Origin of the sequence: Micromonospora alfalfae, from assembly GCF_022230925.1 — a bacterium.
GTDB classification, from domain to species: domain Bacteria; phylum Actinomycetota; class Actinomycetes; order Mycobacteriales; family Micromonosporaceae; genus Micromonospora; species Micromonospora alfalfae.
On sequence record NZ_JAKKFH010000034.1, the window covers coordinates 168,061 to 180,743 of the forward strand.

Below are 12,683 nucleotides of genomic sequence, written 5' to 3' on the forward strand. Positions count from 1 at the left end.
GCCCCTGCCACATAGCCTTCCGCCGGCTACTGAAGCGCCGACCAGCGAAACGCTGTCGGCGCTTCTGCTTCTGCGTACTGCCCCGGAAATCGTCTGTCCGGTCTGCCCTCGGTGACCCCAGAATCCCGCTGCCGGCCACTCCTCAACGCACGCGGATCGAACGGCCCCAGGACCTGCTGGGCTGGCAACGGCCGGCGCCTGCAGGACTTCGCCAGCCGAGCTGGGGATGCCACGATGACCGCATGGCAGCCAATGTCCAAGTGCACTGCCCCAAGTGCGGACGAAGTTTCGACCTCCGGTTCGACCCCGGCCCCGAGGATGCCGCGCCCACACTGGCCGCGGAGCAGCTCCGACGAGAGTGCCCAGACCATGCCGGCAACAAGTGGGAGTTCTGGGATCAGATCCACTGACGGCACGCGGACCCGCCGCCACGCTGCCCCAACCCGCGGGCAATGCCCAAGAGGCTCCGGGGGCAAACAGCTCTGCTGCGCGGCAGCGATCGCCCCAACTTCGACGGGGAGCAACCCAGACGGCGATCGTCCCGCCTCGGCACTCGTGGCCGGCGCGGCCCGGCCGATGCCGGCGGTTGCGCCGCCAGCAGGGCCGGGCCGAGCCGGCGCGGCCCGCTCGCGGGCCGCCTTGATGATGGCATCCTGACCCTTCGCCTAGCCTGCTACCCCTTCCAGCTCTCGAGGAGCCTGAGCCATGCCAACTTGGCTGGACTGGTTAAACGCTGATCGTGTCGGCGTCGTCGTCGCCATCGCAACCGCGATCGCAGCTGCCTTTTATGCGCATCGACAGACGGGGATCGCTCGGGAAGCCAAGGTAGAGGCGAAGCGGTCCGCTGACGCAGCTGAGGATCAAGTCCAGATCGCTAAAGACGCGAAGGAGGAGGCCAAGCGCTCGGCCGAAGCCGCGAGTGAGGCCGTCAGGATCGAGGCCAGACGGGACCACCACGACTACGGTGCAAGCCGCGTCGAGCTGGTAAGCGTCAAGCCGCATAAGGGTGCAAGGGATCTAAACCGCCCTAGCTACGTGGCAACCGTGAAGAACGCGGCTCCGATGGAATTTCGATATCGCGCCCGCATCTACTACACCGCAGACAGCTATTCGGACATCGGGTTCGGCACCCTCAGAGCAGGAGAGAGCACGGAGCTGCACCTGGGACGGCCTGATCAGGCATACCACCTGATCAAGATCTGGTTCGACGGTGAGTGCTCCTGCGGGCGGCCAGAAGACGCGGATGGCCACTGGCTACGCGAGTTCGGTGTCCCGGCACCGCCACCGCGACCGATAGTGGCGTTCCTTTGACGGAGCGGACTAGATCATGAGGGCCCCTGCTGGAAGCACGAGTGCGCGTAGAGCCGCTGCTGGGCTGCGGCTCTACGCATTTGGCAGCCTGACCTGCAGGAACGGCCAGCCAAGCCGCCCAAGATCATTGCACGTATTTTGCACGGAGGGCTGCAAGCGGCGACTACGGGCGGCATCTGGCTGCACAGGTCGACCGATCGAAGCGGAAGCGTATCCGCAGGTCAGAGAGTATTTGCACTGATCATCGAGGTGCCCCCGGCAGGATTCGAACCTGCGACACACGGTTTAGGAAACCGATGCTCTATCCCCTGAGCTACGGGGGCGCGAGGGCCCAGTCTAGCGACCCGGGCGGCCAGCTGGGGTGGCAGGGAGCGGCCTGCGTTCACCCCGCCGCCCGGACGCCTGTTATCCCAGCACAGGCGCGACAACCCGACGGACGCCAGGGGAACAGACAGGAGGTCGGCAGGCGTCCGCTGCCGTGGCAACTCACCACGCACAGCATCGATCAGTCGACCGGCTACGAGTTGGCGGGCCGGGCGGCGCGGCGACGTTCGGTGAGCCGTCGCGCCTTCACCACGTTGCCGCAGTCGGCCATGCGACACCAGAGGCGGGATCCGTTGCGGCTGCGATCGAGGAACAGCCAGCCGCAGCCGCCTTCGAGCACCGGGCAGCGGCGCACTCGGGTCAGGTCGGCCGTCAGCATGACGTCCAGAGCGGCCTCGGCGATCCGGTCGGGCACCAACATGGCCGGCACCGTGCCGTAGACCAGCCGTACCTGTGACGAGTCGAGCACGAATCGTCCTCGAGCGGCCGCGCCGGACCAGCGTTGGTGTAGTCCGACCAGCGCGGCACCGGCCGCGATGGGGTCGCTCGCCGTGCCGTCGTCCGCGTCGGTGATCGCGGCGAGCATCACGAGATACAGGCCCTCGCGGATGTCCCGCGCGGCGGCCAGTCCCGCTTGCGCGGCGGCGGGCTCGTCGCGCCACGCCCGGCAAACCTGGTCGGCCTCCGCGTCGCTGATCAGGCCGACCTGGACCGACCAGCGCAGCAGGGCGGAGCTGTCGGACAGGAAGTCGTGCGGTGCGGTGCCCCCGCGCTCCAGCGTGTTGACCAGATCCAGTACGGGGTGCCCCCCGACCATCGGCAGCTGGCACACGTCGATTGGCATGCCAGCCAGGCTACCACCTATACCGCCCAAGATGGTTACACGCCGTCCAGTTCAGGAGTCGGCACGACCCGCTGGGCTTGGCATATCGGCGCAGGGATGGGACCGGCAGCGAGACAGCGAGGGATGCGCAGTCGTCTATGCTACCGTCAAAACCCATTTAGCCGGGATCATCGACCGACATCCAGGATCTGGGAGGTAGCCAATGGCGCACCAACGACGCGCGGCCTATGCCCTCGCCGCGTTGTCCGCCGCCACTTTCTGTTACGTCACCACCGAGGTGCTTCCGATCGGGTTGCTCACGCTGATCGCGCCAGACCTGGGACGCTCCAGGTCCGAGGCTGGTCTGCTGGTGACCGGGTACGCCGCAGTGGTCATGGTTGTGGCGCTCCCCCTCACCCGGGTCACTCGACGCGTACCCCGGCGCCCCCTGCTCGCCGGCGCCCTCGGTGTGTTCGCCGCGGCGACGACGGTGTCGGCCTTCGCAACCTCCTACGAGGTGCTGCTCGCCGCGCGGCTGGTGTCCGCCACCACAAACGGTGTCTTCTGGGCAGTGGTGTTCCCGGTGGCGATCTCGATGTTCCCCGCGAACATCCGAGGTCGCATCGTGGCTCGGCTGTCGATCGGTAACGCCCTCGGCCCGGTCCTCGGCGTGCCGCTGAGTACCTGGTTGGGCGGGCAGGCAGGGTGGCGGGCCGCCTTCGTCGCGATGGCCATCTTCGGCTTCGTCACCTGCATCGCTGTCGCCCTGCTCCTGCCGAGCGTCGCACCGCAACAGGATGCAGGCGACACGGGGCCGATGCCGGACCGGCGCCGCTTCGTCGTGCTCCTTGTCGCCACCATCCTCGCGGTCACCGGCGCCATGGGCGCGTTCACCTACATGACCGTCTTTCTGCTCGACGTCAGCGGGTTCGCCGCGGCATCTCTCGGCCTGCTGCTCTTCGTTCAAGGATCGTTCGGCGTCGCCGGCACCTGGGCGGTCGGCCGGGTCCTGGACCGATTTCCACTCGGTGTCGTGCTCGTTCTACTCGGGCTCCTCAGCGCCGCGATGCTGGGCCTCTCTGGAGTTGGCACGAGCAAGGTACTGACGATCCCGTTGCTCGCCGTGGCGGGGATGTCGTTCAGTTCGCTGATCGCGGGAATCCAGCACCGCGTCATGCAGGTGGCCCCGTCGACCACCGACATGGCGTCGGCCAGCCTCAGCGTCGCGTTCAACTTCGGCCTCGCGGCCGGCTCGTTGATCGGCGCGGGTCTGCTGGCGACGGCCGGGGTGCGCGTCATCCCGTTGTTCGGTGGTCTGCTGACAGCCGTGGCGATCGCGTTGCTCGCCGGCCACGAAATGTCCCGTAGGAGAGGGAGGAACCATAGGCCTGACCAGAGCAGTTGGCCGGTGCGACAGACCCGCAGCCACGATGCCGAGAAACCACAGGCCGCCAGCGTGCCGACATAGCTGGCGCGGTGTTCGGTGAGCTACGCGACCTGGGCGCGTTCACCTGGGGTGGCAGAGAACGGCCCGGCACGGAGAGTGGTCCTCCGCGCCGGGCCGCCGCATTGACTGAAATCAGTTGGTTACGCAGTCGGCCAACACGCCCGGGCCGGTGCCGGTGCCCTGGAAGCCGAAGTTGGTGGACTGTCGGCCCAGGACCCGTCCGTTGTAGCTCACGTTGGTGAACCCCACGGTGCCACTGGTGCCGCTGACCTGTGCGTTCCAGGCGCTGGTGACCGCGCCGCCGGGCAGCGGGACGGTAACGGTCCAGCCGTTGATGTCCGACTTGCCGGCGGTGACCGTCACGCTCGCCGTGAAGCCGCCAGCCCACTGGTTGACCGCGATCGACGCGTAGCAGCCGTCACCGGCCGGCGGCGAGCTCGGAGGGGTGGTCGGCGGGGTGGTGGTCGGTGGAGTGGTCGTCGGCGGCGTCGTCGTCGGCGGGGTGGTGGTGGGCGGGTTGGGCGCGCCGTTGGCCAGGCTGAAGGCCAGGTCGGGCTGGAACGAACCGGCAGTGTAGCGGCAGCCGTCCGCCTCCCCCGGCGGCTTCACCCACAGGTACGCGTCGATGTTGCTGTCACCCGTGTTGGTCGTCGGGTACTGCCCGATGCGCCGGTCGGTGTTGTCGTCGCCGCACCAGTCCCCGCTGGCACCCCCGTTACGGCTGGTGTCGATGACCTGGCGCTTGCCCGAGATCCCCATGCCGTTGAGGGCGGAGATGACAGCCCGACCGAAGTTCGCCTCGTTGGAGGTGGAGTTGTAGTTCGACACGTTGGTGAAGAAGCCGTCGGCGTACTGCACGCCGGCCGCCCGGAGCCGGTTGGCCGTCTCACCAGCGCTGTTCCAGGTGGAGTGGCCGGCGTCGAGGTACACCTTGGCGTTGGGGTTGCCCGACTTGATGGTCCGGGTGGCAGTCGAGATCGCCTGGTTGCGCGCGTTGATCTCGGCGCTGCTCAGGCACGTCAGCAGAGCGAGCGAGTCGGTTTCCAGGATGATGATGACGGTCTGGTTGCCCAGTCCCCTGGCGAAGTTGGACACCCACGTCTGGTACTGGTTGAGGTCCGGCGCCCCACCGGCGCTGGCCCCACCGCAGTCCCGGTTGGTGATCTCGTAGACGGCCAGCACCGGGATCTGCTGCGCCGCGTTGGCGGCGCCGATGAACCCGGAGACCTCGGACTGCACCGTCGAGGGGTTGAAGTTGGCGAACCAGCGCGCTTGCGGCTGGCTCGCGATCTTGTCGCGGATGACGGCGGTACGCGAGTCGCCGGGGTTGGCGGCGACCCAGCGGACGACTGCCGAACTCGGGTCGCGGTAGAGCGACCCGGACAGTGTGCCGGCGGAGGCGCTGCTGACGGCGAGGCAGACGCCGACGGCGGTGGCGCCCGCTACGGCCGCCACGCTGATGGCCGCCGATCTGCGGCGGAGCGAGGAGAAGATAGCCACGACGTGTTGCCTCCAGATCACATAGATGTGTCTAAGTTCATGGGAGCGTTCCCAGGGACGTTAGCGGAGGCGCGGACCGCTGCCAAGACGTGAACACGCGTCGATGGATTGGATGTCCGTGTTTGGGGGCCCGTGTCCGGGTGTCACAACTGGCAGGAGTCAGGAGCCGTAGATGCTGACCTTCAGCTTTTCCCGAATGGCTGCCGCCTGCACCTCGTCGCGCCCGTTGTAGACATCCAAGGCCTGGTGCCACACCTTCCACGCGGCGGCCAGGTCACCCGCGGCCTCGTAGGTGTCACCGAGGCGGGCCAACGCGCTCGCCTGGAGAGTGGTCTCGCCGACCTCCGCAGCCAGGTTGACCGCGCGCCGCCCACAGGAGAGCGCCTGCGCGTGGTCGCCTCGTTGGTGGTGGACATGCGCCAGGCTGTCCCACACGTACGCCTCACCGTGGAGGTCACCCAAGCGCTGCATGAGAGCAACGGCGCGTCCGCAGTAGTCAAGAGCGCGGACGTGGTCCCCCAGCAGGCTGTGATACCACCCGACCGCGTTGAGTGCGCTTGCCTCGCCAGATTCGGGACCAGCATGCTGATGGAGGCGCAGCATCTGTTCGGCGTGCGCCAGCGCGTCACGGTAGCTTCCCTGGCGCTCGGCCAACCAGGACAGATTGCTGTGGACCTGCGCCTGTCCGGTCCGGTCCCTGATCTCGACGTACAGCCTCAAGGCAGAACCGTGGTGCTGGCGGGCACGTTCGTAGTGCCCCAGCCGGGTGTGGGCGTTGGCGAGGCCACGATGGCACCGGGCCTCGGCCCTGCGATCCCTCAGCCGCTGCGCAGCGACGAGACCGGTGGCCTCGACCGCAGCCCATTCGTGCCACCACCCGCATCGGTTGAGGAAGGTGGTCAGTGTCCAGCCGAGTTGCCAGGCGTGCGAGTCGAACCCGTTCGAGGCTGCCATGTCGACGGCCGTGACGAGTGCCCGCCGTTCGTGCGTGTACCAGGCGAACGCCGCGTCGCTGTCGGTGAGGACCTCAGTGGTCACGCCGGGCTGCGGCGCCGCGAGGTCGATCGAGTCACGCCGGTGCGGGTAGATCAGGCGATCGGCGACATGGGCGGTGTGCAGGTAGTGGTCGAGCATCCGCTGCCGCGCGGCGCGCTGATCGCGCTCGGTCTCGTGAACACCGACGAGTTCGCGCGCGTATGCGCGCAGGAGATCGTGGAGCGCGTACCGGTCGGCCGAACGCCGCTCGACCATGTGGACCGCTACCAGGTCCGCCAGCAGTCGGCTGGTCTGGTCCAGCGGCAGACCGGCCAGGCTGGCGCAGGTCGAGACGGCCATCTCCAGGCCGTGATGCAGGCCGAGCAGGCGAAACAGTCGGGCGTGTTCGGGGCTGAGAGCGCGGTAGGAACCGGAGAGCACGGTCCGGAGGTCGGACTGCGGATCGTCTCCGGCAAGGACGTCCAGATCCCCACCGCTCCCGAGGCGGCTGGCGAGGACCTCGATCGGGAGTTGGGCGTCGGTGGCCGCACGCGCTGCGACGATGGCCAGCGCCAGGGGTAGACCTGCGCACCTGCGGATGATCTGGTCGACGGCTCCCGCGTCCTGCACGACCCGGGCGACGCCGAGTCGACGGGTGAGCAACTCGTGCGCTTCCACCGCGGTCAGCATGCCGAGCGGAACGGGTTGAGCCCCTTCGTTCACGACGAGTCCGGTGAGCCGGTTTCGGCTGGTGACCACGACCAGGCAGGAAGGGTTGCCCGGGAGCAGCGGGCGCACCTGTGCCGCGTCGCGGGCGTTGTCCAGCACGACCAGCACCCGCCGGTCAGCCAGGACACTCCGGTAGAGACCCACCTGGGCGTTGATCCCGGGAGGTATCCGGTCCGGCGGAACGTGCAACGCCTCCAGGAAGTCTCGTAGGACGTCGGTGGGCTTGAGGGCCGCCGTTCCGTCCGGGCCGAACCCGTCCAGGTTCACAAAGAGCTGCCCGTCCGGGAAACGGTCGCGGACCCGATGTGCCCAACGGACGGCCAGCGCCGTCTTGCCGACGCCGGCATGGCCCACTATGGACAGGACCGTGGGGTGCGGCTGGTCGGTGGGATTGGTCGCCAGAGCCGCATCCAACTCGGCCAGGCTGGCTGAACGGCCGACGAACAGGGCCCCTTGCACAGGTAGTTGAGCAGGGCGAACAGGTGTCGCACCGGCGCCGGAGGCGAGGGTGACGCCCTCGGGACGCGCCGACGGGTCGAGGGCTCGGTCTTGCCGAAGAATCGCCTCGTACCTCCTACGCAGCTCGTCGCCCGGGTCGACGCCCAGTTCGTCGGCGAGCGTGGAAGCGACGCGCTGGTACGCCTCGATCGCCTCGGCCTGCCGCCCGGACTGGTAGAGGCCGGTCATCAGCATTGCCGCGAGCCGCTCGCGCAGCGGATGTTTCGCCACCAGATCAGTCAGTTCGGCGACCACGGCGGCCCCGCCGCCGAAGGTCAGCTCGCACTCCAGACACTCTTCGAGGACCGCTATGCGCATCTCCTCCAACACGGCCGCCTCGCGCTCCAGCACGATCCCGTTCAGATCCGCGAGCGCGGGACCCCGCCACATCGACACCGCCTGACGCAGCACGACGGCTGCCTTGCGCTTGTCATCGAGCGCTACGAGGCGTCGCCCCTCGGACACGGCGTCCTTGAATCGGGCGAGGTCCAGCTGACTCGCGTCGACGCGAAGCCGGTAGTTGGCGCGCTCACCACCCAGCAGGTGCGCCGCACCGTAGCGGTCAAGGGTGCGACGCAGCTGCCAAATTCCGCTGTGGATCTGGTTGCGAGCCGTCGCGGGCGGGTCCCCGTTCCAGGCGATGGCGGTCAGGTCAGCGGCGGACACCAGCTGACCGTGGCGGAGAAGCAGACCGGCCAGCAGCCTTCTCTGCCGCTCGCCGCCCAGCTCAACGCGTCGGTCGCCAGCGCTAACCTCAAGGGGCCCGAGCACCATGAAGTCGATCGGCACCGCCACGATGACACCCCCGTTGTGCAGATCGGCCCGTAGGGTAGTCATCTGGTGTCACTGTGTCAAGATCGAGCCCGGCTGATCGTCGTGCATCGTCTGAAGACCGCCCGGGGACGGGGCCGACTCGCCCCCGGGCTGCCCCGATCAGACCCGAGCCAGCCCCAGCGCCCGCACGTCGACGGCTACGTCCGGGCCGTAGGAGTCGACGATGCGGCGCTCGAAAGCGTCGGCGTCGACCGTGTATTCCTGCGGGCCCTCGACCTCCAGCACGTGCGCCGCCAGTACGCAGCCCACCTGCGCCGCGCGCTCGATGGGCAGGTCGGCGGCGAGTGCGGCGAAGAAGCCGGCCCGGAAGCCGTCGCCGACGCCGGTCGGGTCGACGATGCGGCCCACCCGCGCCGCCGGAACCAGGAAGTCACCCTCCTGCCCGGTGACGCGTACCCCGTTGGCGCCCAGGGTCACGACCCGCACGCCCACGCGGCGCAGGATGTCGTCTTCGCTCAGCCCGGTCTTCGACTCCAGCAGCGCCGCCTCGTACTCGTTGGTCAACAGGTAGCGAGCGCCGCTGATCATCGCCTCGATGTCGGCCGACGGCATCCGGGCCAGTTGCTGTGACGGGTCGGCGGCGAAGGGCAGGCCCAGTCGGCGGCAGGCGGCGGCGCGGGCGAGCATCGTGTCCGGGTTCTCCGCGGCGACGATGACGAGCCCGAGCCTGCCGGCCCGTGCGGCGACACCGTCGAGGCTGATCCGGTCGGGCTCGCCCATCGCGCCGGGATAGAACGACGCGATCTGGCAGAGGTCGGTGTCGGTGGTGCAGATGAACCGGGCGGTGTGTGCGCTGGAGCTGACCTGCACCTCCGAGCAGTCGACCCCGTGCCGCTCCAACCAGCTGCGGTAGTCGCCGAAGTCAGCGCCGACCGCGCCGAGCAGCACCGGCCGGTGCCCCAGTTGACCGAGCCCGAAGGCGATGTTGGCCGCGACCCCACCGCGCCGGACGACCAGGTCGTCGACGAGGAACGAGAGCGAGACGGTGTCGAGGCTGCCGGCGATGAGCTGTTCGGCGAACCGCCCCGGAAAACGCATCAGATGGTCGGTCGCGATCGAGCCGGATACGGCGATCATGCGGACGGGCCCTCTCAGTAGCGGTAGTGGTCGGGCTTGTAGGGCCCTTCGACCGGGACGCCGAGGTAGTTGGCTTGTTCCTTTGTCAGTTCGCTGAGGCGGACACCCAACGCGGAGAGGTGGAGTCGGGCCACCTTCTCGTCCAGGTGCTTGGGGAGGGTGTGCACACCGATCGGGTACTGGTCGGTGCTGGTGAACAGCTCGATCTGCGCGATCGTCTGGTTGGCGAAGCTGTTCGACATCACGAAGCTCGGGTGCCCAGTGGCGTTGCCCAGGTTCAACAGCCGTCCCTCGGACAGCACGATGATCGAGTGGCCGTCCGCGAACCGCCACTCATCCACCTGCGGCTTCACGGTGATCCGCTCGACATCACCGCGTTTCGCGAGACCGGCCATGTCGATCTCGTTGTCGAAGTGGCCGATGTTTCCCACTATCGCCTGGTGCTTCATCCGCGCCATGTGCTCATTGGTGATCACGCTGAAGCAGCCGGTGGCGGTCACGAAGATGTCAGCGGTCTCGACAACGTCGTCGATGGTCGCGACCTGGTAGCCGTCCATCGCCGCCTGGAGGGCGCAGATCGGATCCACCTCGGTCACGATGACCCGCGCACCCTGACCACGCAGACTCTCGGCGCAGCCCTTCCCGACGTCGCCGTAGCCGAACACCACTGCGACCTTCCCGCCGATCAGCACATCGGTGGCCCGGTTGATCCCGTCGATCAACGAGTGCCGACAGCCGTACTTGTTGTCGAACTTGCTCTTGGTCACGGAGTCGTTCACGTTGATCGCCGGGAACAGCAGGTTCCCCGCCTGCTGCATCTCGTACAGCCTGTGCACGCCGGTGGTGGTCTCCTCGGTCACCCCCTTGATCCCGGCAGCGATCCGCGTCCAGCGGCGGTTGTCCTCCCGCAGCGACCGGGTCAACACACCGAGGACGACCTCGTACTCCTCCGAGTCGGCGCTCTCCGGCGACGGGACAGCGCCGATCGCCTCGAACTCGGCGCCCTTGTGCACCAGCAGCGTGGCGTCACCACCATCGTCGAGGATCATGTTCGGGCCCTGCCCGTCCGGCCAGAGCAACACCTGCTGGGTGCACCACCAGTACTCGTCGAGGGACTCGCCCTTCCAGGCGTAGACCGGGACACCCGCCGGGGCGTCCGGGGTGCCGGTCGGGCCGACGGCGATCGCCGCCGCGGCGTGGTCCTGGGTGGAGAAGATGTTGCAGGACGCCCAACGGACCTGCGCGCCAAGCGCCACCAACGTCTCGATCAACACCGCCGTCTGGATCGTCATGTGCAGTGAGCCGGTGATCCGCGCACCCTTCAACGGCTGGCGCTCGGCGAACTCCCTCCGGATCGACATCAGACCCGGCATCTCGTGCTCGGCCAGCTCGATCTCCTTACGCCCGAAGGCCGCCAACGACAGATCCGCCACCTTGAAATCGCTGAAGTCGCCAGTCATGCCCGCACCCTCCCCCACCCGCGTCGAGGACCGTTGGAGTCCCGTTCAACCGGGCTCATGCTCCGCACACCGGGCCACCCGGGCCCGGGTGCGGAGCAAGCGCCGTCAGGAGTTGCGGCTGCCCGGGTCGACCCGGGCGTACGTGAGCAGGTCGGCCATCGTGAACTGGCCGGAGAAGCGGGCGGGGAGGGTCGGACGCCAGTTGGGCTGCACCTTCAGGTAGCTCGCCGGGTCGAGCTGGGCGATGCCGATGAGCACCTCGGCCACGATTCGCCCACCGACGGCGCCCAACGAACCTCCGCCGGCCTGGAGCTGCGCCTCCTTGAGGATGTAGTAGAAGAGCGGGGTGTTGGAGTCCAGGCCGAGGCCGTACCCGCTGAGCTCCGGGAAGTTGAAGCTGCCGAGCGCCGGCGCGCCGATGGTCGCGGCGATCCGCTGGCCCGACGGGATGCCGAAGGTGAGCTGCCGGAGCAGGTCGCGTCCGAGCAGGTTGGCCGACGGGGAGCCGGACGGCGGTGGTGGCAGTGGGAAGCCGAACAGCGGCGTCGAGTTGCGTACGTCGATCCACTTGCTCCAGCGCACCTGGCCGTCGAAGAACTGGAACCAGAACTGGTAGTCGAGGTAGCGGCGGGCGGCCCGCTTCCCGCCGCGCAGGTCGGCCGGGTCGGCGCCGCTCAGCGCCGGGTCGAAGAGCATGGCGTAGAACTCGTCGCCGCCGTCGCCGGTACGGTTGACCAGGTAGGCCGGTCGTGGCTGGCTGTGGCCGAACCGGAACGCCGCAGCGGTGAACTCGACCGGGATGAACGTCGCGTTCGGCTCCGGCTTGTAGAAGCGGCGGCCACCGTTGAGCACTGTGAAGACAGTGCCCGGCCCGGCGATCAGCGGAAGGAACTCGTTGAGCACGATCCACTGGTAGTGCCAGGTGACGAGTTGCCGGGCGGCGCCGAAGACCTGTGCCGCCGGTGTGCCCTGGGCGCGCACCAGGTCGACCACCCGGTTGTGGAAGAGGATGAACGCGGCAGTGATCTGCGCGATCGGCAGGTTCTCGTCGTTGCGGGAGTCGAAGACGATCGCCTTGCCACTGGAGTTGCGCGGCAGGTCTTCGAAGCGCCCGCCCGACTCGATCTTGAGTTTGGCGGGATCGGCCGAGTTGTACAGCTCCGGGTTTCCGGTCGGCCCGCCACCGTAGAGCGAGTCGAGATCCAGGGCCGGCGTCCGGGGGTTCGGCACCGTGGTCGGGTCGACCGGCGTACCCAGCGGCGCCGTCGTCTCGAAGGCCAGGTCGTGGTCGACGAACTGCCCGAAGTACGTCATGCCCTGTGGGATCGAGAAGTTGTCCGGGTTGTTGATGCTGTGCTGCTGCAGGTCGGCGAGCGCCTCCGCACCGACGCTCAACGGGTCGCGGGCGTCCATCGGGCCGCCGACGCGCGACAGGTCGATCAGTGCGTTCCGCATCTGGGTCGTCGCGGAACCGAACGCCGGCAGCGACGGGAACATCCGACCGAACCGGTTGGAGAACGCGGCCGCCGCCGGCGTCGCGTCGAGCAGGACTCCCCCGGTGCCGGCCACGAGCGCCCCCGCGCCGACTCCGGCCAATAATCGCCGTCGGCTGACACCTCGAGAAGCGTTGTCAATTGCCATGTCGGCCACCTTCCGTCCGCAGGCGCCCGCGTGGACGCACGGGCCGCAAACCCGCGAACCGGCA

General features: G+C 68.4%; 8 protein-coding genes and 1 tRNA gene. 2 read left to right on the forward strand and 7 right to left on the reverse strand.

Features of this window, described 5'->3' with window-relative positions:
• The first annotated feature begins 705 nt into the window (after positions 1-705).
• A complete protein-coding gene (locus MED01_RS26465) occupies positions 706-1,311 on the forward strand; it encodes a hypothetical protein (RefSeq protein WP_238671232.1) in 606 nt (201 codons plus the stop codon).
• Positions 1,312-1,561: 250 nt separating this feature from the next.
• Here the strand turns inward: MED01_RS26465 and MED01_RS26470 are convergent.
• Positions 1,562-1,634: transfer RNA gene (locus MED01_RS26470), tRNA-Arg, on the reverse strand.
• A gap of 194 nt (positions 1,635-1,828) precedes the next feature.
• Positions 1,829-2,479 (reverse strand): CGNR zinc finger domain-containing protein, encoded by a 651-nt coding sequence (locus tag MED01_RS26475; RefSeq protein WP_238671233.1) that lies wholly within the window; start codon positions 2,477-2,479, stop codon positions 1,829-1,831.
• 202 nt (positions 2,480-2,681) lie between these two features.
• Here MED01_RS26475 and MED01_RS26480 point away from each other — a divergent pair, with 202 nt between their 5' ends.
• Entirely contained in the window at positions 2,682-3,926 is a 1,245-nt protein-coding gene (locus MED01_RS26480; protein ID WP_238671234.1) for an MFS transporter, read from the forward strand.
• A gap of 111 nt (positions 3,927-4,037) precedes the next feature.
• Here the strand turns inward: MED01_RS26480 and MED01_RS26485 are convergent, their stop codons facing one another.
• From MED01_RS26485 to MED01_RS26505, 5 genes are all read right to left on the reverse strand, one after another.
• On the reverse strand, positions 4,038-5,405 hold the full coding sequence (locus MED01_RS26485) for a glycoside hydrolase family 6 protein (RefSeq protein ID WP_238671235.1): 1,368 nt from the start codon (positions 5,403-5,405) through the stop codon (positions 4,038-4,040).
• Between the two features lie 159 nt (positions 5,406-5,564).
• Positions 5,565-8,444 carry an AfsR/SARP family transcriptional regulator gene (locus MED01_RS26490; protein ID WP_238671236.1) on the reverse strand — a complete coding sequence of 960 codons (2,880 nt, stop codon included), beginning with the start codon at positions 8,442-8,444 and terminating at the stop codon, positions 5,565-5,567.
• 96 nt (positions 8,445-8,540) lie between these two features.
• Positions 8,541-9,518 (reverse strand): carbohydrate kinase family protein, encoded by a 978-nt coding sequence (locus MED01_RS26495; protein ID WP_238671237.1) that lies wholly within the window; start codon positions 9,516-9,518, stop codon positions 8,541-8,543.
• 14 nt (positions 9,519-9,532) lie between these two features.
• A complete protein-coding gene (gene ahcY / locus MED01_RS26500) occupies positions 9,533-10,978 on the reverse strand; it encodes an adenosylhomocysteinase (protein WP_238671238.1) in 1,446 nt (481 codons plus the stop codon).
• A 105-nt stretch (positions 10,979-11,083) separates the two neighbouring features.
• The gene (locus MED01_RS26505; protein ID WP_238671239.1) at positions 11,084-12,547 is read right to left on the reverse strand and encodes a peroxidase family protein; all 1,464 of its coding nucleotides are present in this window, start codon (positions 12,545-12,547) and stop codon (positions 11,084-11,086) included.
• Positions 12,548-12,683 lie beyond the last annotated feature (136 nt).

Coding starts and splice junctions, on each gene's coding strand:
- MED01_RS26465 (WP_238671232.1), top strand. CDS start 706: ATGCCAACTTGGCTGGACTGGTTAAACGCTGATCGTGTCGGCGTCGTC.
- MED01_RS26475 (WP_238671233.1), bottom strand. CDS start 2,479: ATGCCAATCGACGTGTGCCAGCTGCCGATGGTCGGGGGGCACCCCGTA.
- MED01_RS26480 (WP_238671234.1), top strand. CDS start 2,682: ATGGCGCACCAACGACGCGCGGCCTATGCCCTCGCCGCGTTGTCCGCC.
- MED01_RS26490 (WP_238671236.1), bottom strand. CDS start 8,444: ATGACTACCCTACGGGCCGATCTGCACAACGGGGGTGTCATCGTGGCG.
- MED01_RS26495 (WP_238671237.1), bottom strand. CDS start 9,518: ATGATCGCCGTATCCGGCTCGATCGCGACCGACCATCTGATGCGTTTT.
- ahcY (WP_238671238.1), bottom strand. CDS start 10,978: ATGACTGGCGACTTCAGCGATTTCAAGGTGGCGGATCTGTCGTTGGCG.